The 22,951-nt window shown below is 65.4% G+C and carries 25 protein-coding genes; 12 read left to right on the top strand and 13 right to left on the bottom strand.

The features are described 5' to 3' along the window. The first annotated feature begins 11 nt into the window (after positions 1-11). The 5 genes from pabB (at position 12) to msrA (ending at position 4,319) form a co-directional block, all read left to right on the top strand. Positions 12-1,190 carry an aminodeoxychorismate synthase component I gene (gene pabB, locus KM135_RS07865; RefSeq protein WP_221713433.1) on the top strand — a complete coding sequence of 393 codons (1,179 nt, stop codon included), beginning with the start codon at positions 12-14 and terminating at the stop codon, positions 1,188-1,190. A 58-nt stretch (positions 1,191-1,248) separates the two neighbouring features. After that, on the top strand, positions 1,249-1,854 hold the full coding sequence (locus tag KM135_RS07860; protein WP_246605847.1) for an aminotransferase class IV: 606 nt from the start codon (positions 1,249-1,251) through the stop codon (positions 1,852-1,854). A gap of 62 nt (positions 1,855-1,916) precedes the next feature. Further along, entirely contained in the window at positions 1,917-3,119 is a 1,203-nt protein-coding gene (locus KM135_RS07855) for a pyridoxal phosphate-dependent aminotransferase (protein ID WP_221713431.1), read from the top strand. Positions 3,120-3,284: 165 nt separating this feature from the next. After that, on the top strand, positions 3,285-3,566 hold the full coding sequence (locus KM135_RS07850; protein WP_221713430.1) for a hypothetical protein: 282 nt from the start codon (positions 3,285-3,287) through the stop codon (positions 3,564-3,566). A gap of 78 nt (positions 3,567-3,644) precedes the next feature. After that, positions 3,645-4,319, top strand: a complete 675-nt coding sequence (gene msrA / locus KM135_RS07845) for a peptide-methionine (S)-S-oxide reductase MsrA (RefSeq protein ID WP_221713429.1) — start codon at positions 3,645-3,647, stop codon at positions 4,317-4,319. Positions 4,320-4,325: 6 nt separating this feature from the next. Here msrA and KM135_RS07840 read toward each other — a convergent pair whose 3' ends face one another. From KM135_RS07840 to cobT, 6 genes are all read right to left on the bottom strand, one after another. Then, positions 4,326-5,405 (bottom strand): glycosyltransferase, encoded by a 1,080-nt coding sequence (locus KM135_RS07840; protein WP_221713428.1) that lies wholly within the window; start codon positions 5,403-5,405, stop codon positions 4,326-4,328. Beyond that, positions 5,402-6,250 carry a polysaccharide pyruvyl transferase family protein gene (locus tag KM135_RS07835; RefSeq protein ID WP_221713427.1) on the bottom strand — a complete coding sequence of 283 codons (849 nt, stop codon included), beginning with the start codon at positions 6,248-6,250 and terminating at the stop codon, positions 5,402-5,404. The genes KM135_RS07840 and KM135_RS07835 overlap by 4 nt, the downstream gene beginning before the upstream one ends. Positions 6,251-6,263: 13 nt before the next feature. After that, positions 6,264-7,073, bottom strand: coding sequence for a hypothetical protein (locus KM135_RS07830; RefSeq protein ID WP_221713426.1), 810 nt, complete (start codon positions 7,071-7,073; stop codon positions 6,264-6,266). A gap of 50 nt (positions 7,074-7,123) precedes the next feature. Continuing rightward, entirely contained in the window at positions 7,124-8,110 is a 987-nt protein-coding gene (locus KM135_RS07825; RefSeq protein ID WP_221713425.1) for a polysaccharide pyruvyl transferase family protein, read from the bottom strand. Between the two features lie 44 nt (positions 8,111-8,154). Continuing rightward, entirely contained in the window at positions 8,155-9,648 is a 1,494-nt protein-coding gene (locus KM135_RS07820) for a lipopolysaccharide biosynthesis protein (protein ID WP_221713424.1), read from the bottom strand. A gap of 141 nt (positions 9,649-9,789) precedes the next feature. Further along, positions 9,790-11,616: a cobaltochelatase subunit CobT gene (gene cobT / locus KM135_RS07815; protein ID WP_221713556.1), complete on the bottom strand. Its 1,827-nt coding sequence runs from the start codon at positions 11,614-11,616 to the stop codon at positions 9,790-9,792. A gap of 237 nt (positions 11,617-11,853) precedes the next feature. Here cobT and KM135_RS19720 point away from each other — a divergent pair, with 237 nt between their 5' ends. From KM135_RS19720 to KM135_RS07800, 3 genes are all read left to right on the top strand, one after another. Beyond that, positions 11,854-12,480: a PEPxxWA-CTERM sorting domain-containing protein gene (locus tag KM135_RS19720; protein WP_246605812.1), complete on the top strand. Its 627-nt coding sequence runs from the start codon at positions 11,854-11,856 to the stop codon at positions 12,478-12,480. Between the two features lie 263 nt (positions 12,481-12,743). Continuing rightward, positions 12,744-13,361, top strand: a complete 618-nt coding sequence (locus tag KM135_RS07805; protein WP_221713423.1) for a PEPxxWA-CTERM sorting domain-containing protein — start codon at positions 12,744-12,746, stop codon at positions 13,359-13,361. Positions 13,362-13,952: 591 nt separating this feature from the next. Next, positions 13,953-14,315: a PEPxxWA-CTERM sorting domain-containing protein gene (locus KM135_RS07800; RefSeq protein ID WP_221713422.1), complete on the top strand. Its 363-nt coding sequence runs from the start codon at positions 13,953-13,955 to the stop codon at positions 14,313-14,315. A 103-nt stretch (positions 14,316-14,418) separates the two neighbouring features. On the opposite strand, the gene cobS is transcribed toward KM135_RS07800, so the two are convergent. The 3 genes from cobS to KM135_RS07785 form a co-directional block, all read right to left on the bottom strand. After that, positions 14,419-15,426: a cobaltochelatase subunit CobS gene (cobS, locus tag KM135_RS07795; protein WP_221713421.1), complete on the bottom strand. Its 1,008-nt coding sequence runs from the start codon at positions 15,424-15,426 to the stop codon at positions 14,419-14,421. A 69-nt stretch (positions 15,427-15,495) separates the two neighbouring features. Then, positions 15,496-16,794: an Hsp70 family protein gene (locus KM135_RS07790; protein ID WP_221713420.1), complete on the bottom strand. Its 1,299-nt coding sequence runs from the start codon at positions 16,792-16,794 to the stop codon at positions 15,496-15,498. Positions 16,795-16,997: 203 nt separating this feature from the next. Beyond that, positions 16,998-17,621 carry a J domain-containing protein gene (locus KM135_RS07785; protein ID WP_221713419.1) on the bottom strand — a complete coding sequence of 208 codons (624 nt, stop codon included), beginning with the start codon at positions 17,619-17,621 and terminating at the stop codon, positions 16,998-17,000. A 51-nt stretch (positions 17,622-17,672) separates the two neighbouring features. Between KM135_RS07785 and KM135_RS07780 the strand changes: the two genes are divergently transcribed. The 4 genes from KM135_RS07780 (at position 17,673) to KM135_RS07765 (ending at position 19,789) form a co-directional block, all read left to right on the top strand. Next, complete coding sequence (locus tag KM135_RS07780; protein WP_221713418.1) at positions 17,673-17,957, top strand: BolA family protein; 285 nt, start codon at positions 17,673-17,675, stop codon at positions 17,955-17,957. 130 nt (positions 17,958-18,087) lie between these two features. Further along, entirely contained in the window at positions 18,088-18,549 is a 462-nt protein-coding gene (locus KM135_RS07775) for an NUDIX hydrolase (RefSeq protein ID WP_221713417.1), read from the top strand. Next, entirely contained in the window at positions 18,546-19,454 is a 909-nt protein-coding gene (locus tag KM135_RS07770) for a tyrosine recombinase XerC (protein ID WP_221713416.1), read from the top strand. Before KM135_RS07775 ends, KM135_RS07770 begins: the two co-directional genes overlap by 4 nt. Then, positions 19,451-19,789, top strand: a complete 339-nt coding sequence (locus tag KM135_RS07765; RefSeq protein WP_221713415.1) for a GatB/YqeY domain-containing protein — start codon at positions 19,451-19,453, stop codon at positions 19,787-19,789. The genes KM135_RS07770 and KM135_RS07765 overlap by 4 nt, the downstream gene beginning before the upstream one ends. A gap of 135 nt (positions 19,790-19,924) precedes the next feature. Here the strand turns inward: KM135_RS07765 and KM135_RS07760 are convergent, their stop codons facing one another. From KM135_RS07760 to rsmI, 4 genes are all read right to left on the bottom strand, one after another. Further along, complete coding sequence (locus tag KM135_RS07760; RefSeq protein ID WP_221713414.1) at positions 19,925-20,533, bottom strand: DedA family protein; 609 nt, start codon at positions 20,531-20,533, stop codon at positions 19,925-19,927. 69 nt (positions 20,534-20,602) lie between these two features. Further along, on the bottom strand, positions 20,603-21,568 hold the full coding sequence (gene gshB, locus KM135_RS07755) for a glutathione synthase (RefSeq protein WP_221713413.1): 966 nt from the start codon (positions 21,566-21,568) through the stop codon (positions 20,603-20,605). Positions 21,569-21,743: 175 nt separating this feature from the next. Then, positions 21,744-22,115, bottom strand: a complete 372-nt coding sequence (locus tag KM135_RS07750) for a YraN family protein (RefSeq protein WP_221713412.1) — start codon at positions 22,113-22,115, stop codon at positions 21,744-21,746. Further along, the gene (rsmI, locus tag KM135_RS07745) at positions 22,112-22,951 is read right to left on the bottom strand and encodes a 16S rRNA (cytidine(1402)-2'-O)-methyltransferase (protein WP_221713411.1); all 840 of its coding nucleotides are present in this window, start codon (positions 22,949-22,951) and stop codon (positions 22,112-22,114) included. Before rsmI ends, KM135_RS07750 begins: the two co-directional genes overlap by 4 nt.

The raw sequence follows: 22,951 nt of genomic DNA, 5'->3' as shown, positions 1-22,951 counted from the left end.
AATAGAGCGCGATGAGTCTTGCCCAATTGCCAGAGGGTGCGGACGCACCCTTCGTCCTGCTCGATGATGCGAGCGTGGATGGAGCGGGGCGCAGCATGTTGTTTCGCGATCCGGTGGAGATCGTCCAGGCCGACCGGCTGGACGATGTTCTGCCCGCGCTCGCCCGCATCGAGGCGGCGACGGAGGGCGGTCTGCATGCGGCGGGCTATCTGAGCTATGCGGCGGGCCATGCCTTCGAGCCGCGCCTGACGCGCTTCCAGCCGCGGGACGGCGACAATGGGCCGTTGCTCTGGTTCGGTCTTTTCAAGAACGGGCAATCGCTCACGCCCGCGGAGGTGCCGGACTTGCTGCCGGCGCCGGATCGGGACGCCGTGGGCGTGGTCGAGCCGCTAGTGTCGCGCGCGGACTATGACACCGCCATCGGCAAGGTGCTGGACTATATCCGCGCCGGCGACATCTATCAGGCGAACCTGACCTTTCTCGCCAGCCTGCCGATCACCGGCGATCCGCTCGCGGCCTATGCCGCGGTCCGGCCGCAGGCCGCCGCCGGCTATGGCGCGCTCATCCGGCATGACGGGCGGCATATCCTTTCCTTCTCGCCGGAGAGCTTCTTCGCGCTGGAGGACGGGCGCATCGAGACCCGGCCGATGAAGGGCACGGCGCGGCGCCTGCCGACGGTGGAGGAGGATGCGGCGGCGATCGTCGAGCTTGCGACCGATCCCAAGCAGCGCGCCGAAAATCTCATGATCGTCGATCTGCTGCGCAACGACATATCGCGCGTGACGCAGGCCGGCAGCGTCAAGGTGCCGCAGCTTTTCAAGGTCGAGACCTATCCGACGATCCACCAGATGATCTCGATCGTGCAGGGCCGCCTTCGCGATGGCCTCGGCTCGGTCGACGTCATCCGGGCGCTTTTCCCCTGCGGTTCGATCACCGGCGCGCCCAAGCTGCGCGCCATGGAAGTGATCCGTGAGGTCGAGCGGTACGGTCGCGGCCTCTATACCGGCAGCATCGGCCATATCGGCCCGGATGGCAGTGCGCGGTTCAATGTCGCCATTCGTACCATTTCGCTGGAATCGGGCGCGCAGTCGGGCATACTCGGTCTTGGTTCGGGGATCGTCGCAGACAGTCAGCCCGATGCGGAATGGCAGGAATGCCTGGACAAGGCCCGCTTCGTCGCGGTGCGCTAGAGGGACGGTGGCGGTGGGTCTGGTCGAGGAAGCGTTACGGTTCGATCTGATCGAGACCATGGCTTTCGACCCGGCAATTGGCCTGCCGATGCTCGAGCTGCACATCGCCCGTCTCCAGAAAAGCGCGGATTTGCTTGGCTTTCGGCTCAACCGTCATGCGCTGCGCAACGAGCTGCAGGCCGCGACGTTCGGCTTCGTTGAGGCCAAGCGCGTGCGCGTCCTGCTCGCCAAGGGCGGTGAGATCGCCGTCGAGGTGCGGGGCGCCTCGCCCTGGCCGCAGGCGATCATGCAGGTGGCGATCGTGCCGCGCTCACTGCCCGGCGACGACCTGCGCATCCGCAACAAGACGACCGACCGCCGCCATTACCAGGAAGCGCTGCGCAAGGGCGGCACGTTCGAAGTGCTGCTGACCGATGCGCAGGGCTATCTGACCGAGGGCTGCTTCTCGTCCATCTTCGTGGAGCGTGGCGACCGGTTGCTGACCCCGCCGCTTTCGCGCGGCCTCCTGCCGGGCGTGCTCCGCCAGAGCCTGCTCGATCTGGGCGAGGCGGAGGAAGCGGATCTGCGGCCGCATGATCTCGACAAGGGCTTCTTCATCGGCAATGCGGCCCGCGGTCTCGTAGCGGCAACGGTGGTTGCCCCCAAGGTTGCACCGGGCGGCTGAGCGCGCTACGGGCTGCGCCGTCCGGGACCCCGGACATGTCCCTGACCGCCAGGAGTGACTTCATGCCCCGGACTTCCGCTGCCCTCGGCCGCATCCAGCCCAGCGCCACGCTCGCCATGACCGATCGCGTCATCGCCCTGAAGCGCGAGGGCAAGGATATTATCGGCCTTTCGGCGGGCGAACCGGATTTCGATACGCCCGATTTCGTCAAGGAAGCGGGCATTGCGGCGATCCGCAATGGGCAGACCAAATATACCAACGTTGACGGCACGGCCGAGCTCAAGGAAGCGATCGCCGCCAAGTTCAAGCGCGACAACGATCTGAGCTACGAGCTCGGTCAGATCAGCGTGAACTCGGGCGGCAAGCACACTTTGTTCAACGCGCTGCTCGCGACGGTCGAGGCTGGCGACGAGGTCATCATCCCCGCGCCCTACTGGGTGAGCTATCCCGACATCGTGAACTTCGCGGGTGGCACGCCGGTCATCATCTCGGCCGGTGCCAACCAGCTCTACAAGATTCTGCCCGAGCAGCTCGAGGCGGCGATCACGCCGAAGACGCGCTGGGTGCTATTGAACTCGCCCTCGAACCCGACCGGCGCCGCCTATTCGGGCGACGAGCTGATCGCGCTCGGCGAGGTGCTGCGTCGCCATCCGCACGTCATGATCCTGACCGACGATATGTATGAGCATGTCTGGTACGCGCCGACGCCGTTCAAGACGATCGCGCAGGTCTGCCCGGATCTTTACGAGCGCACGCTCACCGTGAACGGCTGCTCTAAGGCCTATTCGATGACCGGGTGGCGCATCGGCTATGCCGGTGGCCCGCAGTGGATCATCAAGGCGATGGCCAAGCTGCAGTCGCAGTCGACCTCCAATCCCTGTTCGATCAGCCAGGCGGCGGCCGCGGCGGCGCTGAACGGCGATCAGGACTTTCTCGCCGATCGCAACGAGGCGTTCCGCAAGCGCCGCGATCTCGTCGTTGCCATGCTGAACGACGCGCCGGGCCTCAATTGCCCGACGCCGGAAGGCGCCTTCTACGTCTATCCGGATGCCTCGAGCTGTATCGGCAAGACCGCGCCGGACGGCCGCAAGATCGCGACCGACGAGGATCTCATCAATTATTTCCTCGAAGCGGGCAATGTCGCGGCCGTGCATGGCGGCGCCTTCGGCCTCGCTCCGGCCTTCCGCGTCAGCTACGCGACCTCGGACGAGATCCTGAAAAAGGCCTGCACGCGCATCCAGGAAGCTTGCGCCGCGCTCAAATAGGCTGGCGAAACAGGGTTAAGATCGCGGCAACCAGCCGCGTTCTGCCCTCATCAACCAGAATCGTTGATCATGCTCTTGTTCGAGGAACGAGGGCCAGCGACGATGCAATTCATCCGTGTTTGCGGGGCAGGCCTATGTGCCTCCTTCCTGCTCGCGCCGCCGGCCATGGCCGCGCCGAAGACCGCCGCCTTGCAGAGCCGGACCATGGCGCAGTTCGTTCTCGCGCCCGAGCGGCGCAAGGCACGGCTGGGTATCCCGCTCGACACGCGGGACGCACCGGCGCTGCAGGCGCGCGCCGAGGCATCGACGGCCGCATTGTCCGATTTGCCGAGCCTCGACGAAATATTGTCGCTGCGGGAGGATTTGCGCTTCCTCATCAACGCTTCGGTGAAGGACGCACCCAAGGAGCGCATGACGCTCGGCCTGCACTTCGCGCGCACTTTCTGACGCCCTGGCCGCTTGACGAAGCAGTCTTGCGCCACCAGCTTTCCTTCGGGTTCGGGATAGCCCGCGAAGGATAGCGATATGCGTTCCCTGTTTTTCAGTCTCTGCCTGTCTGTCACCGCCCTTGGTGCCGGTTCCGCCTATGCCGCCGAAGAAGCGCGGCTCGCGCCCGTCCCCGCCGTTGATGAGCCGGCGTCCGGCGCACGCACCGCCACGGCCTATTTCGCCGGTGGCTGCTTCTGGGGCGTGGAAGGCGTCTTCTCGCATGTGAAGGGCGTCAAGAGCGTGGTTTCCGGCTATGGCGGCGGCCCGCCGGAGCTGCGCGTCGATTATGATCGCATCGGCACCGGGCGCACCGGCTATGCCGAGGCCGTGCGGGTCATCTACGATCCGAGCCAGGTCAGCTACGGCACACTGCTGCGCGTCTTCTTCTCGGTGATCGCGGATCCCACGACGCTCAATTATCAGGGGCCGGACCACGGCACCCAGTATCGCTCGGCCCTGTTTCCGCAGAGCGCGTCGCAGGAGAAGGTCGCCAAGGCCTATCTCGCCCAGATCGGCAAATCGGGCCTGTGGAGGGACCCGATCGTCACGAAGATCGAGGCCGTCGGCCGCTTTCAGCCCGCCGAGGACTATCATCAGGATTTTATGAAGCACAACCCGAACCACGGCTATATCCGCCGCTGGGACGCGCCCAAACTGGTCGCATTCAAGGCGCTGTTTCCCAAGCTGTACAAGAACGCGCCATCGACCTGACGGGCTTCAGGACGGGGCGGGGAGGCCTTTCGCTTTCGCCGCCTCGATGACGCGGGGCCACAGAAAGTCGAGAATATTGCCCCAGCCCATCCGGGTCATATGGGCGAGATTGGCAGCGCGCGTCTCGTCAGCGGGCTTTGCGGCCTGCCGTTCGATGGCACGGGCGAAGGCCGTCGCATCGCCGGGCGCATAAAGTTCGTTGGCGGGCAGCGGGATGATCTCCCCATTGGGGCCGTTGTCCGGCGCGATCACGGCCGTGCCGAAGGTGAAGGCGAGCGGTACGAGGCCGGAGTTGAGATGCTGGCCAAGGCGGGGCACCAGCACCGCGTCGGCCGCTTCGAGCAGGCGCACCAGCCCCGCGTCATCGGGGTGAAAGCCGGGCTGGACGATGCGCGGATCGCGCAGCCACAGCTTGCGCCGCACTTTGCCGATAATGCGCTCAAGCCGGCCGACACCGGCCCAGTTCGGGCGGGAGGCCAGCAGCAGCCGCGCGTCCCGTCGCTTCACGTTCGACCAGGCCTTCTGGAGCAGCGCGGCTTCCGCCTGCTTGCGCAGCGCGCCGAAGACGGCGAAAACCGGCTCGTCCGGTCCCAGGCCCAGCGCCTGCCGCGCCGCCGCGCGGCCCGTGCCGAGCGGCAGGAGATGGGCGAAGCTGTTGAGTGGCTGGACCACCTGCTTGCCGGCATCGAGCGATGGATAGACTTCGGCATAGCGCCGGCGCGAATAGCCCGAATAATGGCAGATTAGGTCGATGCGCTCGTAAAAGTCCCGAAAATAGGCGGCCTCCGGCCCGTCAATGCGTTCGGTGTTGTGCGGCACGAGATTGTGGACTGTGGCGACCAGCACGGCATGGGCGCGCCACCGATCAAGCTTTTCGAGCGCCGCCCGGGTCCGCGCCGGATCGCTCGCGCCGCTGCGCCAGCCGACCAGCTCCTCGGGCCAGTGCAGATGCACCACATCATAAGCGTCGGGCTGCGCATCGAGGCCGTCGAGACCCACGGTGACGTCATAGCCGCGCGCTTGATAGGCCTGCGTCAAAGCCGGCGCGAAGGTCAGGTCGTTGGAGCACATGAGCACGCGGGTCATGCCGCGGGCTGCTCCCACAGGTCGAACGGAAAGGCCGCCTTGAGCGGCGCGGGATCCCAGTCGATCGGCGCCATGCCGCCCATCTCCAGCCCTTGCGGAATGGACGTCGCATAGTCCAGGCCGGATCGGCCGGTGCCGAATACATAATCCTCGAACTTGAACAGCGCCTCGCGTTCGGACAGGCGCACATAACGCGCCGGAATACCATAGGCCTCGGCGATGATCAGGCCATGCAGCGAGCTTGCCAGCACCAAATCGGAACGCAGGATGCGCTCGACGACATGGTTCCATCCGCGCAGCGGCGAGATGAGAGGCAAGTCCGTCGCGACCTCGCCGAGATCGTTCAGATTGGGTACGAAGATCGGGCCTCCGCCGCCGGTCCGGCGAAAACGCGATCCGAACAGATCGGGCAGCAGCAATGCCGGGTCGCCGAAGACGTCCGGCACGGTGATGCCCCGCTTGCGTAGATATTCCGCGGTCCTGGGGCCACGCACGGCGCGCACGTCGAGCGTGGCGAACTGGTGATGCTCGTCGCCCATCTTGCCGTTGATGCCGCTGCCCCAGACCGTGTCGCCGCTGCTCGCGAAATGCAGAACCGATCCGATGCTGAACAGCCGCGTCGCCCGCGTGACTTCTTCCTCACGGTCGAAGCCACGTTCGGCCAGCATCCGGTCGACCACGACATGGGCGAGATGGTCGCCGAAATTGATATGATCGCCGACGCGCGGCCGCCACGCAAAGGCCTCGACCTGCGGATAGACCTCATGCTGCGGGGGCGGCGGCGCAGCCGGCGGCTCGCCGCCGATGGCGCGCTTCAGGCGCGCGCGCAGGCCGAGACCTAGCATGACGGGACGCTACTCATCCTGCCGCACCGAAATAGTCGCGCTTGAGTCCCGCCGTGATCGGGCGAAGCTTCAGTACCTGCCGCGCGGTCCCGCGCACGCGCCGCGCCCAGCCGGGCGTGAAGACGAAGCGCTGGAGAATCCCCGGCGTCTGGCTGTGCGAGCCGGCATGGCCAACCCGATAGACGGCGCCGCGAAACGGCAGCGGAACGAGCGGCGTGCCGCGTTGCTCCAGAACCTTGTCGACGCCGTGATGGCTGCCGAGCATCTCCATCACCCAGCGCCGATCGGCGGCCTCCATGCTGTCGGGTAGCTCATAGACGTCCGAACGGATGATGAGCGAGGTGCCGCAGATATGGTTGAAGTCGTCATGCTCGTAGAAAAGCGATCCGCCGTCGGTCCAGGCATAGCCGCGGTCGATCTTCCAGCCGATCGTGTCGGCATTTTGCGAGACATGGGCGACGATGTCCCGGCTGACGAAGTCGTCATCGTCGCAGATCATGAAATAGCGGCTGTCGCGCGCGCCGAGCATGCCGGCCAGCACACGCTGGCCCTTGTCGATGCGGAAGGCGTCAAGAAAATCGTCCCTGGTCGCGTCGCCGCGCTCGTGAATCCGGTTCGGTGGAAAGGCCACGCGCTCGACGCGGAAGCGCTTCGGCAAGGGTGGCAACTGCGCGCCTTCATTGGCGACGACTACGCCTTCCCAATCGTCATGCGTCTGCGCGGCGATGGATGCCAGAGTCTGCGAGAGATTGGCGCATAGCCGCCCCCAGTCCGGCGAATTGTCCTGATGGCGGACCGGTATGACGAACGTCAGCAATGGCATTCAGGTCTCCGTTCCCGCTCGCCGCAGAGAGAAAGCTCCTCGCATGTGTGTCAGCTCCGCTGCTTCGCCCACGCCTCGGCATCCTCATAGGACGTTGCGGCATAAGTCAGGCCGGGCGGCTCGGGAAAGGCCGCCCGGAACCGGCCGATCTTGCCATAGCTGTTGTCCAGCACGGCATGTTCCTTGCCCAGCAAGATTGAAATGATGTGAACGTGGAGCCGGTCGGTGATGACCGTCCGCGCGCGCGACAACTGCCGCACGCCGCGCTGGACGCGCTGCAGCGCCTTCGCCTGATATTTGCTGACGCGCACGCGATGCCGGTCGAGGGTCGGCAGGCCTTTCAGGATGCCGCAGAGCGCCGCCATCTGGACGGGGCGCTTGTCTTCGGTGATCCAGTCCTCAACGGGTATGCCCTCCGCGACACCGGCATCGTTTGCGTCCGTCTGCTCCTTGTCCTTGCGCAGCATGGCGAGGATCGGAAAAATCGGCTCTCCCACGGCCGGTATCGATCCGATCGCGAAGGCCATGTCCGGGCAGAGGATCGACCGGCAATTGAAATTCTTCTGCGCCAGCTCCAGCGAATATTCGTCGCGCACCAGCAGGACGAAATTCCTGTGCGCATCGACGATGCGCTTGGCCTGTTCCAGTCGCTCGGGCGAATTGAACTGAAGCGACTGCGGCAGCTGGATGACCAGACGATCCCGCCAGTTCTGGAGCACATGCTCGCGGAAATTCTGATGGCCTTTCCAGATGTCGCCGAAATTGCCGCCCCCGTGCAGGAAGATCGGACCGTCGCCGATCGCCTGATCCATGCCCCGCCGCGAGAGATTGTCGAGCGTGCAGGTGTACGCCGGCGTGCGGTTCAGGAAGTTCCGGAAATAGGCATATTCACCGACCCATATCGCAGAATCGCCGACATTCTTGATGTCGGGAAAATCGAGGATCGCAAAGCGCCCCTCGGGAACCAGCGGCGCAAGGATTCCGTGAATCCTCTCCTGCATATCGGCGATGTAGGTCGATGCAGCGCTGTTGGTCATGTCAACTTTCTTCATCCCAAAGTGAGGCGAGGATTTGGCGGCAATCAGCGTTGCATCACCAATCTGACGCGCGTCAAAATCTTGTTGAACACATGCAGGGCATCGGTTTCCGGCCCGGCCGGGCGGCCTGCGATGGTCCAGAGCAGATAACTGCTGGCGCAATAGACCACGGCGCCGAGCGCCGACAGCTGAAGAATCTGGAGGATGAGCGCGAAGGTCGCCAACGAATGGGGCGTGATCGTCTGTGCGGCCAGGACGCAGCCCGCCATGATCGCCGTGCTGGCAATGGCGCGTTCATTGGCGCGTAGCTGACTCCAGATGGACAGGCCGAGCAGCCGCTTGACCATCCGCAGATTGATCCCGATCGCGATGATACCGGCGATGAGCCGCGCCACCACCATGCCCTTGATCCCCGCGATATAGAGACCTGCAACGACGATCGGCAGCCGGATGAACAGCAATTCGAGGCTGCGGCGGAAGAGCATGCGGGTTTCGCCCATGGCCATCGCCAGCGGCCCGACCTGAGTCCCGAGCGTCTGGATGGAAAAGATCAGCGAGAGCGTCTGCACGATGAAGATGGCGGGCAGCCAGCGCTCGCCCAGCAGCACGCGCACGATCGGATCGCCGAGCAGGGCGACGCCGACGCCGACCGGCAGGGACACGGCGGTCACGAAATTCTGCGCGCGCGAATAGGCGGACCGGAGCCTATCAGGATCGTTCCTGATGCTGGAAAAGCCTGGGAACAATGTCTTGGTCAGCGGCGTGATGGCTTCGCGCGTCGGCAGCAGGGCCAGGTTGCTGCCCACGGTATAGTAGCCGATGTCATGAACATTCAGGAACTTGCCGATGAGCAGGGCGTCGATCCGCCAGTTCAGCGTGTTGACGATCTCGCCTAGCGAGGCCCAGGCTGAGAACGAGAAGATCTCGCGCCCATGTTTCAACGTGAAGCGGGGAATGAACGGCGCGATGACATAGGAGATCGCCATGGTGACCACCGAGGCGGACAAGGTGCCGATCACCAGCGCCCAGTAGCTCTTGTAGAGGATCGCGATCACGATCGTCACGATGACGCTCACCAGCTTCTGCGAGACGTTGATCAGGACCTGCTGGCCGAACTGCAGCTGCCGCTGGAACAGGGCGATCTTTGGGCTGACGAAGCCCATGAGCATCCATCCCGCCGCCAGCGCGATCAGGACGTCCGTCAGCCGCGGATCGTCGAATGAGGCGGCGATCAGGGGTGATAGGAGCATCAGCCCGATGCCGATGGGTACGACACGCAGGAAATTGAGCGTCCAGGCCGTGTTGACGTGATCGTCATCGACTTCGTTGCGCTGGATCAGCGCCTGGCCGATCGACCAGTCCGTCACCGAGCTCAGGATCGCGATGACCGTCGCGCCGATCGCGAAGATGCCGTAGTCGGCCGGCGTCAGCAGACGCGCCAGGATGATCGTGCTGAGGGCGCCGAGGATATTCGCGGTGACGCTGCCAAGCGTGAACAGCAAGCTGCCCTTGATCATGCGGCCGAAAGTGTTGCTCATCGCCAGCTCATCTTTCGCGCACGCACCGCCGTCTCAAGCCCGGTTTTGGCCAGTAGATCATGGGCATGGGTGCGTCAACGCGACCACCCTCGGGCATGCCCGCCTTAGGACAGCCGATCCTTCAGACCGGTAAACATGGCCTCAATCCTTGTCGAACAATGCGGCGAGCTGCTCCACCATGGCACCGCCGAGCTGCTCGGCGTCCATGATCGTCACGGCGCGCTTGTAGTAGCGCGTCACGTCATGGCCGATACCGATGGCGATCAGCTCGACCGGCGAACGCCCCTCGATCCAGGCGATCACCTGGCGCAGATGGCGCTCCAGATAGGTGCCGTTGTTGACCGAGAGCGTCGAATCGTCGACCGGCGCGCCGTCCGAGATCACCATCAGGATGCGACGCTCCTCGGTGCGGGCGAGGAGGCGGTTGTGCGCCCACATGAGCGCCTCGCCGTCGATATTCTCCTTGAGGAGGCCCTCGCGCATCATCAGGCCGAGATTGGCCTTGGCGCGTCGCCAGGGCTCGTCGGCCTTCTTGTAGATGATGTGGCGCAGATCGTTGAGGCGGCCAGGCTTGGGCGGACGGCCTGCGGCGAGCCATTGCTCGCGGCTCTGCCCGCCTTTCCAGGCGCGCGTGGTGAAGCCGAGCACTTCGGTCTTGACCCCGCAGCGCTCCAGGGTGCGGGCCATGATGTCCGCGCTGATCGCGGCGATGCCGATCGGCCGCCCACGCATCGATCCCGAATTGTCGATCAGCAACGTCACGACCGTGTCGCGGAAATCCGTGTCGCGCTCGACCTTGTAGCTGAGCGAATGGGATGAATCGATGACGATGCGCGCCAGCCGGGCCGCATCGAGCAGGCCTTCCTCCTGATCGAAATCCCAGCTGCGATTCTGCTGGGCGAGCAGGCGGCGCTGCAATCGGTGCGCCAGCTTGGAGACCGCGCCCTGGAACGGCGCGAGCTGCTGGTCGAGGAAACCGCGCAGCCGCGCCAGCTCGTCGGCGTCGCACAGCTCCAGCGCGGTCACTGTCTCGTCGAACTTGGTCGTATAGGCGCTATAGTTGAAGTCGGGCGGCAGGTCCGAGAAGGGCCGGTTCGGGCGGACCGGGAGGATGCCGTCATCCTCCTGCGAATCGCCGTCGCCATCGTCCTCGGAGTCGGTCTCTTCGTCCTGGCGCTCCTCGGTCATGTCCTCGGTCGGCTCGCCCTTGTCCTCGCCGCGCGTTTCGGCGCGGGACTGGTCGTCCTCCTCGGGTTGCTCGTCCTGATCCTGATCCTGCTGCTGGTCCTGCTCGCCGTCCTGCTCGTCCTCGTTCTCGTCGGGCGATTCGGGCGGCACTTCGGCGCGGACGAGCTCTAGATGCTCGAGCATCGAGATCACCTTGTCCTGAAACGCCTGCTGGTCGTCGAGGCAAGCGGCCAGGCTCTCGAAATCGGCGGAGGCCTTCTCGTCGATCCATTCGCGCAGGAACTCGAGGCCCTTCAGCGCTTCGGCGGGCGGGGTCTGACCGGTCAGCTTCTCGCGCAGCAGCAGCGCGACGGCGCCCTGGATCGGCACTTCGCTGGCCGACTGGGCGCGCGTGATCGGGTCGCTGTGCGTACGCATCTCGAGCGCGGCCGCCAGATTGGCGCGCATGCCGGGATAGTTTTTCGATCCCAGCGCCTCATAGCGGACCATCTCCACGGCATCATAGACTGCACGTGCGGCCGGCTCGCCCGGTGCGCGCGCTGCGTGGATCTTCGCATTGTGATGGCGCAGCTTGAGCGAGAAACTGTCGGCGAAACCACGCGCCAGCGCCACTTGCTCGGCCGGCAGCCCGCGTGGCGGCGTCGGCACCTTGATCTGTTTTCCGGCCAGATGCGGCGCATCGGCGGTGAAGCCCAGCTCCACCTCGGCATCGTGAGAGATGGCGCGCGACGCACCGGCAAGTACGTCCTTGAAGCGATCGAGAGCAGAGCGGTCGGCCATGACGCGAACGGGCTGGGGCAGCACCGCCGCGCTGTCAAGCCTCTCGCCGACCCCTGCAAGTCGCCCGGCTGACCGTGTTAACCTTTGCCCCTGCGATTGTCTCGCTGCGGGACGCGCGCGGAAAGTCGCCGCTTTTCGTGGTTAAATGCGTTTGATGACAAGCTTTTGCGGCCTATCTGCCGGTTCGGGGACGCCGTCGCGATATGTGTTGCGGCCACGTCATGGGAATATATGTTGATGATCCGCTCCGCTTGTCTCGCCGTCCTCGCGACCGGTACCATGCTGATGGCCCAGAGCGCGAGCGCGACGGTCAACGTAAACGGCCGTGTCAGTCAGATCGTCAACGGCCTGCGCGCCAACGCGGACTTCTCGCAGCGCGCCTACTCGCTGACACTCAAGGGCAGCAAGACGATCCGCCTGTTCTCGGGGATCGAGGATCTGCGCACGCTGGCCGAGACGGACTTCAAGCTCCTGAACGACTGGGCCGCCGCGCAGCCGTCCTCGGGCGACGTGTTCAATGGCGCGCCTTACAAGTTCACGCACAGCGTCCTTGGCAATTTCTTCGATCATGACGAGGAAAGCGGTGACGAGAGCGGTGATGCGGGCAGCGAAGGCGCCGGTCCGGTCCTGGGCGGCGCGCCGTCCTACAAGTTCACGCACAGCGTCCTCGGCAGCTATTTCAGCACCCTGCCGTCCTCCACGCCGGCGATCATCAGCGCGGCCGTGATCGAGCCGGAGTCCGTCATCGTGGCAGCGCCACTGATGCCGGTGCCGGAACCCGCCAGCTGGGCCATGATGATCGGCGGCTTCGCGCTGACCGGCGCCGCCTTGCGCCGCGGCAGAATGATGGCTCGCCTGGCCTGACAGTTTTCCAGTCCCGCTTGACTTGAAGGCGGCCCGGCGACGGGTCGCCTTTTCTTTTGCGTCACCGCCTCCGTCACTCTCGAAGAAGCGCTGCGCTCGCATTCATCTTCGGGCCTCGTCCTGTCCCGAACCCGGACGGTCCCGATCCGGCACACTATGACAGGGTTAACGCCGTTTAACTTCTCGAGCCAATCGGTAAGGAAGGGACATCCGGCGCCTGGGAGGGGCATCGGATCATAGGGATTTTTGTGGGAGGTTTTTTCATGCGTAAGATGGTTCTCGCCGCACTCGTTGCCGGCACGATGTTCTCGGGCACGGCTCAGGCCGCCGCCACCTATACCAGCCTGGCCGCCTGGCAGACCGATGCTGGCACTTACACCAACGACGTCACCTATGGCGCGGAGCTGAGCACGATCTCGGCTCTGACGCTCGACGACGGCACGGACCTGAGCTTCGGTTCGTCGGTTCAGGTGCGCAACGTCGGCTCGACCTGGAGCACCTGGTCGGGCACCTATTCGGATGACATCCTCTACACGCAGGGCGCCACGAGCCTGACGATCAACTTCGACACGGCGGTTGGCGGCTTCGGCTTCTTCTCCGAGCCGAATCCGTTCTCGGTGCATAACTTCACCCTGTTGCTGTCGGACGGTTCGTCGGTCGGCGGTGCCTTCTCGGGTTCGGCGGGCGCCGGCTTCCTCGGCTTCATCGGCAATGGCATCGTTTCGGCGACGATCTCGTCGGACGTCGATTTCGCGATCGGCGACTTCTACGTGACGTCGGGCGCGGTTCCGGAGCCGGCCACGTGGGCCATGATGATCGGCGGCTTCGCGCTGGTCGGTGCCTCGATGCGTCGTCGCAGCACGGCTGTCAGCTTCGCCTGATCGCATCGCGACAAAGCGACTTTGGAAAGGCGGTCCGGCAACGGGCCGCCTTTTTCCGTGCCTGACGGCACGGAAACCGCCTGCCGCAGGCAGAGCGTCGGTCTCCTTGCTTTTCCTGCAATCGGCACGACTGCAATGATTGAGAAAATGGTGCCCTGCAAAACAAGTCGCAGGAATTGATGCACAGCTTGTCGGAGCTTTGCGATTGCGCGAATCGTTCGCCTGTCTTCGCAACTGCATGAAATACAATCGAAATGCATTCGACGGGCGCGATTCCCGATCTCCGAAACCCTAGCAATTCAGCCAGTTCTGCTCGATTCCTGCGGGAGCCATTCGCGCTTCTCCGCGTTCTTCCGCCGTGCCCGTTCCGGGCCGTCCGGCCGAATCCGCCTCATTTGTCAGAGGGCGGGCGGTGTGCGACAGTCGCTTTGCTGCATTGCAATGCGAACGCGGAGCGGGCGCCCTTTCGACGGTAACATGCCGGGTGGAGCGAAAGGCAAGCGTGCAGTTCGGACCGAGCGGGTGACGCCGATCGGTCCGAATGAATGACCGGACCAATTTGGAGCCGGTCGGGAAGAAGTGGGAGATCGCATGTTGAAAACTGCGCTCAAACTGGCGGCAATTCCTGCCGCACTGCTGGTCGGGACGCCGGGTTCGGCGGCCGTCCAATTCAACACGGGCTTTGCATCGGCTGTTTCCGCCGCCGACGCCCAGAGCTACGCCTATAGCTGGCGGGACTCGGCTGGGGGATTGCTTGTCATTTCCTCAAATCCGCTGTTTCCGTTCGTCGCTCGTGGCGGTCCCGAAAGCATCACCCCCCTGCCGCCGGAAAGTCTGGCGGTCGCGGCTCCCGAGCCGATGACCTGGGCGATGATGCTGGTGGGTATGGGGGTCGTCGGCTGGACGCTGCGCGACCGGCGAGGCCACTCGCTGCGGAAAGTTTCGTTCAGCTGAGCGAACCACCGCATGCGGACATGATCGAAAGGGCGGCCTTCGCGGGCCGCCCTTTCTTTTTGGCTGAAGCTGTTTTGTGCGGTTGTCGGAGAGGGTGAGCCGATCAGCCGGCCTTGCCGACCACGCTTTCGGGCAGATCCTTGCCGAACACGCGCTGATAATATTCGGCCACCAGGGCCCGCTCCGCCTCATCGCACTTGTTGAGGAAGGAAAGGCGGAAGGCGAAGCCGACATCCTTGAAGATCAGCGTGTTCTGTGCCCAGCTGATCACCGTGCGCGGGCTCATGACGGTCGAGATGTCGCCGTTGATGAAGCCCTGACGGGTCAGTTCGGCGACGCGGATCATCTTGTTGACCTCGTCGCGGCCGCCCTCGTGATCATATTCGCCGGACTTGGCGAGCACGATCCGCGCCTCGGTCTCGGCCGGCAGATAATTGAGCGTCACGACCAGGTTCCAGCGGTCCATCTGACCCTGGTTGATCTGCTGCGTGCCATGATAAAGCCCGGTCGTGTCGCCAAGACCGACCGTGTTGGCCGTGGCGAACAGGCGGAACCAGGGGCTGGGGCGAATCACGCGGTTCTGGTCGAGCAGGGTCATCTTGCCGTCGGCCTCCAGCACGCGCTGGATGACGAACATCACGTCCGGGCGGCCGGCGTCATATTCGTCGAACACCAGCGCGACCGGGCGCTGGAGTGCCCAGGGCAGCAGGCCTTCCTTGAACTCGGTGACCTGCTGGCCATCCTTCAGCACGATGGCGTCGCGGCCGACCAGATCGATGCGGCTGATATGCGCGTCGAGATTGATGCGGATGCACGGCCAGTGGAGGCGTGCGGCGACCTGCTCGATATGCGTCGATTTACCGGTGCCGTGATAGCCCTGCACCATCACGCGGCGATTGTGCGCGAAGCCGGCCAGAATGGCGAGCGTCGTGTCCGGATCGAACACATAGGCCGGGTCCAGATCCGGCACGCGCTCGTCGGATTCGGAGAAGGCGGGAATCTCCATGTCGATATCGACGCCAAACACCTCACGCGCGCTCACGACCTTGTCGGGCGCATCGAGCAGCACTTCGCTGCGCATGTCGGCATTGGTGTTCGGAATATCGGTCATGGCACTTTTCCAACGGAGTCGTGTCAGCCCCTAACCGATCGCGGAAGGCAATGTCGATAGACTGGCGTGTCAGACGGCCCAATCGGCAAGATTGTCTTCCTGTCCGATGATGGCGAGGCCATGGGCGATGGACGTGAGCTCGCCGCCGGTCGCGATCCGGTCGGCGCCGAAGCGCCGGTCGAACAGCGCGCGGATCGCCGGGATGAGCGAAGAGCCGCCGGTCAGGAACACGCGCTCGATCGCAGCCTCGTTCACACCGGCGGTTGCGAGCGCCTTGTCCACCGTCGCCTCGATCCGCGCGATGTCTGGCGCGATCCATCGTTCGAAGTCCGCGCGCCGGACGTCCGCTTCGATCACCAGCTCGTCGGCGGCGAAGCGGAATTGCGCCTGCTCCTGCGTCGAGAGCGCGCGCTTGAGGCTGCCGACCGCATCGTAGAGCCGATAGCCGAGCTCGCGTTCGATGATCATGATCATTCGCCCGATCGCGGCGGGATCGGCCGCCGCCCGCTGCAGCCGCTCCAGCTCGGCCAGCGTGCGCCGATTGCGCATGAGGGCAAGGCGCGACCAGTCGGCGAAGTCCGCGAAATAGCTGCGCGGGATCTCCAGCATCTTGTCGAACGAGGCGTAGCTGCCGCCCTTGCCGAGCATCGGCAGTACGAGATGATCGACGATGCGATAGTCGAACGTGTCGCCGGCAATGCCGATGCCTGCCGATCCCAGCGGCTCGCAGCGCCGCTTCGCCCCGGGCGCCGCCACGCGCACGATCGAGAAGTCGCTGGTGCCGCCGCCAAAGTCCGCGACGAGGATGGTCGCCGGGCGCGTCAACCGGCGCGCATAGCTGAACGCGGCGCCGAGCGGCTCGTACACATAATGGATGTCGGTGCCGAAGCTGCGGAACATGGCGTCATAGCGTTGCCGCGCCAGCGCTTCGTCCGGCCGCGATCCGGCGTAGCGCACCGGGCGGCCGACGACGATTCGCTCAGGCCGCGTGGCGAGGGCACTCCCCGCATGATCGACCAGATGATCGAGGAACAGGCCGCCCAGCTCCTCGAAGCGCAGGCGCTTGTCGAAGATCGTCGCATGCTCGAACACCGGGCTGGCTGCGACCGACTTGAACGACTGGATGAAGCGGCTGCCCTCGGGAAAGTCGAGATATTCCGCGATCGCCCACGGCCCGGCTTCATGCGCGATCGCATTGCGGCGTGTATCGTCCTGCCAGAAGCAGAGTGCCGAGCGGAACACCGCGCCGGTCGCCTTCGCGCCTTCGAACTCGACAAGCGTCGATTCCGCGCCGTCCGCTATCGCGACGACGCTGTTGGTCGTGCCGAAATCGAGGCCCAGCGCCCGGGCCGGCGTGCCGGTCGTCATGATGCTGCCTTCGGGAGAATGGAGGGGCGGCGCCTATGACACCGGGCAGAGGGGATGGCAAGCCCGGCCAATTCCTCCCCGGAACGGGGAAGGGGACCGCTCGCTTGGCGAGCGGTGGAGGGGGCTTTCGACTTGGTGCAGTGTTGATGCCCCCTCCGTCAGCCCTGCGGGCCGCCACCTCCCCGTGCCGGGGAGAATTCAGGCTAGGCGAAGGCCGGCGCCTTCCTCAGATGCGCATAGGCCGCGATGACTTCCTGCAGCGCCTTCTCATGCGCGCGGTCGCCGCCATTGTGATCCGGATGAAATTTGCGGACGAGCTCGGTGTAGCGGGTGCGCAGCGCCTTGCGGTCGGCATCGGTCGAGAGGCCGAGCGTGCGGAGCGCCGAGCGATCCTCGCCCGAGAGCGGCTTGCCGTCCTGACGCTGCGCCGCCTCGGCCATGCGCGCCTTGAAGCGCGCGCCGATGGCGTCGAGCGGATCGGCGAAGTCGGCCCAGCGCGGCGGCGGCGTCCCGCTCGCGGCATTGGCGGAGAAGGCGCGCGTCTCGCGTTCCCAGCCGGCATAGGGCCGCTGCGCCTCGTGGATCTCCTCCGCGCTCATGTCCTTGAAATAATTATATTGCTGATTGAACGTCCGGATATGCTCCAGGCAGAACCAGCGCCATGCCGGCGGGCCATCGGGGGCGCCGCGGCGCTCTTCCGGCGGCGCGCGAAACTCGCCCGCTTCCTCGCAGCCGGGGAAGGAACAGACGTGGCGCGTCCCTTCCACGCGCCCGTGAAAGCGCGTGTGGCGGCGCGGTCCGTCTTCATTGGGCCCCGTCCCTGACAAGGCTTGGCGATCCCTTCTGGCTGCAAAACGCAAAGCGTTTATATAGGAGCAATGGTTGACTCTTCGCTAGGCCCGGTCGGGCAGGAAATCGCGGCGCGGCTGGAAGCGGCCCTGACGCCGGAACGGCTCGCCGTCATCAACGACAGCGCGCAGCATCGCGGCCATATGGGCGACGATGGCAGTGGCGAGAGCCATTTCACGGTCGAGATCGTCGCTGCGGCCTTTGCCGGCCAGTCGCGCGTCGCTCGCCAGCGGCTGGTCAACAGCGCGTTGGGCGACATGATGCGCGAGAAGGTCCACGCGCTTGCCATCAAGGCGCGCGCGCCCGGCGAATGACCCGAGGGGGCCGGCATTCCGCCCATTCGGGCCTGCGAAGCGCGCTTTGCTCCGCTTCGGTGCTCACGTGCCGGAAGCACGCTGCGCGCCGATGCTCGCAAATCACGCTTCTCGGCTCCGCCTGGGCAAAATGACGGCCCCCTCGGTCCGCCGCGCGAAGCGTCCCCCCGCGCGCCTGCTGGTCACCGATCCGCAGGGGCGCATGCTGCTGTTCCGTTTCACGCCGGACGACCGGCCGCCTTTCTGGGTGACGCCCGGCGGCGCGGTCGATCGCGGTGAGAGCTTCGAGCAGGCGGCGCGGCGCGAATTGCTGGAGGAAACCGGGCTCGATCGCGATCCGGGGCCGTGCGTCGCCGTCCGGCATGTGACCTTCGTGACCTTGCAAGGTATCGAGGTGGATGCCGAGGAGCGCTTTTATGCGGTGCCGGTCGAGGCGCTGGAGATCGACACCGCCGGCCATACCGAGCTGGAGCAGCGCGTCATGCTGACTCATCGCTGGTTCACCCCGGCCGAGCTGGACGCGCTGGACGAGGCCTGGTTTCCCATCGACCTGCTCGATATCTGGCGCGATCTGCTCGCGCCCCAGCCATGAGTGCCGAGACACCAGCGGCGCTTGCCGAGAGCTGGCGCGCCCATCTCGCCGAGGGCCGCCGCCGCTCGCTGCACACCGTCCGCGCCTATGTGACCACCGCCGAGCGGCTGATGGCATGGATGGAAGAGACCGAAGGCCGCGCCCCAAGCCGCGCCGCGCTCGGCAAGCTCACCACCAGCGATCTGCGCGCCTATCTCGCTTCCCGCCGGGTCGAGGGCATCGGCAACAGCTCGGCGGCGCGAGAACTCTCCGCCCTTCGCGGCTTCCTGCGCTTCGTCGGCGGCGAGGGCAGCACGATCCCCGCGATGCGCGGCCCGCGCGTCAAGCCCGGCGTGCCGCGCCCGATCAGCCCGGACGAGGCGATTGCCCTCGCGCAGGACATCAGCGAGAGCGCGCGCGATGCCTGGATCGGCGCGCGCGACTGGGCCGTGCTGCTGCTGCTCTATGGTGCGGGCCTGCGCATCAGCGAGGCGCTCGGCCTCACCGGCGAGGTGCTGCCGCTCGGCGAGACGATCCGCGTGCTCGGCAAACGCGGCAAGACGCGCATCGTCCCGCTGCTCCCGCAAGTGCGCGAGGCGATCGAAGGCTATCTGGCGCTCTGCCCGCATTCGGCGTCGAAGAGCGAGCCACTGTTCCGCGGCGCACGGGGCGGGCCGCTCTCGCCCGCGCTCATCCGCCGTGCCGTGCAGGGCGCGCGCGGCCGCCTCGGCCTGCACGAGCGCACGACGCCCCATGCCTTGCGCCACAGCTTCGCGACGCATCTGCTCGGGCGCGGCGCGGACCTGCGCTCGCTGCAGGAATTGCTCGGCCATGCGAGCCTCAGCTCGACGCAGATATACACTCAAGTCGATGCCGCTCACCTCCTCGACGTCTATCGCAACGCGCATCCCCGGGCGGGCACATGAGCGACGCGGCCCAGACCCTGAAGCTGCGCCTTGCGCGCCGATCTCAAGGCGGCGATGCGGTCGAGATCAGCGTCCTGCGGGGCCTGATGGCCGCCATCGACAATGCGCAGGCCCAGCCCGTCGATCTGAGCGGCCCGGCATCGGCGATGCGCGCCTTCGGTGACGGCACTGGCGAAGTGGAGCGCCTGACCTTGTCGGCTGAGGATCTTGCCCGGCTGATCGAAACCGAAGCCGAAGTGCGGGACGAGGCTTCTGCCGAAATGCGGGCGCTGGGCCGTGTGGACGCCGCCGACCGCCTGAGAACCGAAGCTGCCATCGTGCGGCGCTACGCCTGAAGCGTCGTCGATCGCGAAGCGATCAAATTTGTTCGCGCGGAGACGCAGAGAACGCGGAGAAGAGAGCGCTGAAATCTCTGCGTCTCTGCGTCTCTGCGTGCATCTCAAGATAGCTGCCGCGAGACGAAACCGGGCCTATCTCTCCGCCTTCTCGCTCTTCCACGTCACCAGCCGCCAGATATAGGCGACCACCATGAACCCCACGGCGACATTGGTGAGCGGGCCGAGCCAGTCGTCGATCTTCTCGAAGCGGTAGCCGAGATAATAGCCGCAACCGGCCAGGATGATGTTCCAGATGAGTGCGCCGCCGGTCGTCCAGAGCGTGAATTTCCATGGGCTCATGCGGAACAGTCCGGCCGGCAGCGAGACGATGGTGCGGAAGGCCGGCATGAAGCGGAAGATGAAGACGATCTTCTCGCCATGCGTCTCGAAGCAGCGGTCCAGCCATTCCACATCGCGCCAGCGCAGAGTCAGCCATCGGCCATGGCGGTCGATCAGGGGCTTCAGCCGCTTGAAGCCGAGGCGATAGCCCAGCAGGTACCAGGAAAAATTGCCGATGGTCGTGCCGATCGTCCCGGCGACGAGCAGCGGCAGCATCTCCATGCGCCCCTGGCCGACGCGGATGCCGCCAATGCCCATGATCAGCTCGGACGGGATGGGCGGGAAGACATTTTCCAGCACCATCAGGAACGCAATGCCCCAATAGCCGCCGGCGTCGATGAGTTGTACGACCCAGTCGCTCATGGCGTCGACCGTGAAACCAGACGGATGATGGGGCGATCCCGCAAAGTGTAGGCAGTCAGCAAAAGCAGGCTATCCAGCTGCCCGCTCCGCGAGCCGGCGCTCGACGGCATCCCAGATGAGCCCGCCCGTGTCCGTGCCGTTGAAGGCGTCGATCGCCACGATGCCGGTGGGCGAGGTCACGTTGATCTCGGTCAGCCACTTGCCGCCGATCACGTCGATACCAACGAACAGCAGTCCGCGCTTCTTGAGCTCGGGACCAAGCGCGTCGCAAATTTCCTGCTCCTCCGCCGTCAGCTCGGTCTTGGCTGCTGTGCCGCCCGCCGCGAGGTTGGAGCGGATCTCGCCCTTGCCGGGGATGCGGTTGATGGCGCCGGCCACTTCGCCGTCCACCAGCACGATCCTTTTATCGCCCTTGGCGACGTCCTTGAGGAAAGCCTGTACCATGAAACTCTCGACCCACATCTCGCCGAAAAGTTCCACCAGCGCCGCAAGATTGCCGCCGTCAGCGCCGATGCGGAACACCGCCGAGCCTGCATTGCCGTAAAGCGGCTTCACCACGATCTCGCCATATTCGGCCAGGAAGGCGCGGGTCTCGTCGAGGCTGCGCGTGATCATCGTCGGCGGCATGAAGCGCGCATAATCGAGCACGAACAGCTTCTCGGGCGCATTGCGCACCGATCCGGGGTGATTGACGACGAGCGTCTCGTCGGTGACGCGCTCGAGCAGATGCGTCGCCGTGATGTAGTTGAGGTCGAACGGCGGGTCCTGCCGCATCCAGACGACGTCGATATCCGTGCCGAGATCGAGCTTCACCTGCTCGCCGAAGCGGAAATGATCGCCCGCCACGCGCTGGACCATCGAGACTTCGCGGGCCTGCGCAAAGAGTCGCCCACCGCGCCAGGTCATGTCGTCCGGTCGATAATGATAGAGCGCATGCCCGCGCGCCTGCGCCGCCAGCATGATGTGGAAGGTCGAATCGCCATTGATATTGAGCGATTCCATCGGGTCCATCTGCAACGCGACTTTCAGGGACATGTTCCGTCTTTCCTCCCATTGCTGGCCGCGCACTCTCCTCCGTTCGCCCTGAGTAGGGGCTGAGCTTGTCGAAGACCCGTATCGAAGGGTCGGCCCAGGCTCGCGGTCCTTCGATACGTCACTTCGACAAGCTCAGTGACTACTCAGGACGAACGGTGAAAAATGCAAATAAGGGCTAACCCCCGTGCCAGACATTCTCCAGATGGCGAGGCGGACGGCCCGGCGCAAGGAGCATGACGTCGATACGCATGTCATCGCCCGGTTTCAGATACATTGCAGCCACCGCTTCCGCCGCAGCGGCAACCCGGCCAAGACGTCTCTCATCGATCGCCTCGTTCAGCGCGACTCCGCTCTTGCGCGCCTTCACCTCGATGAACGCCACCATCGCGCCGCGCCTTGCGATGAGGTCGATCTCGCCCACCGGCGTCTTCACGCGCCGGCCGAGGATCGACCAGCCCTTGAGCCGCAGCCACCAGCCCGCAATGCGCTCGCCCTGCCGGCCGCGCTTCTCGGCGGCGAGACGGGCAGGCGCGGCGGGGCGCGTCATGATTTGCCCCTGAGCTCCATGGCGCGGGCATAGAGTGCCTTGCGGTCGGCGCCGAGCGTGCGCGCCACTTCGCTCGCGGCTTGCGAGGCGGAGAGGCGACTCAAAGCCTCGACCAGCGCCGCCTCGACGTCTTCCTCTGCGGCCTGCGGTCGCTCGCCGGGCGGACCGACGACGATGACTATCTCGCCCCTGGGTTCCTTCGCCGTGCAAGCAGCCGCCAGTTCGCTCAGCGTACCGGTCAGCGTCTCCTCATAGGCCTTGCTGATCTCGCGGCAGAGCGCGGCCGGCCGGTCGCCAAGCACGGTCGCCATGTCGCCGAGCGAGGCGGCGCAGCGTGGCCCGCTTTCATAGAAGACGAGGCTCGCCCGCAGCGTCGCCACTTCAGTGAGCGCATCCGTCCGCGCCTTGGTCTTGGGCGGCAGGAAGCCCATGAAGCAGAAGCGATCGCTCGGTAGGCCGGACAAGGTGATCGCGGCGATCGCGGCGCTCGGGCCGGGAATGGTGGTGATCGCCCGTCCGGCGGCGCGTGCATCGCGCACCAGCTTGTAGCCGGGGTCGGAGATGAGCGGCGTTCCCGCATCGGACAGGAGCGCAATCGCCTCGCTCGCCATCCGCTCGACCAGCCGCAGGCGGACCCGCTCGTCGCTATGGTCATGATAGGGCACCATCGGCCGGTCCGATTCGGCGTGGCGCAGCAGCTTCGCGCTCACCCGTGTGTCTTCCACGGCGATCAGGTCCGCGCCCCGCAGGATTTCTGCCGCGCGGCTCGATAGATCGGACAAGTTGCCGATCGGTCCAGCAACGATATATAGGCCGGGCGAAAGCGAAGCGGACAT

Origin of the sequence: Sphingobium xanthum, assembly GCF_019737615.1 — a bacterium.
GTDB classification, from domain to species: Bacteria; Pseudomonadota; Alphaproteobacteria; order Sphingomonadales; family Sphingomonadaceae; genus Sphingobium; species Sphingobium xanthum.
Note: the sequence above shows the minus strand (reverse complement) of the source record. Positions and strands in the feature narration are given on the sequence as shown.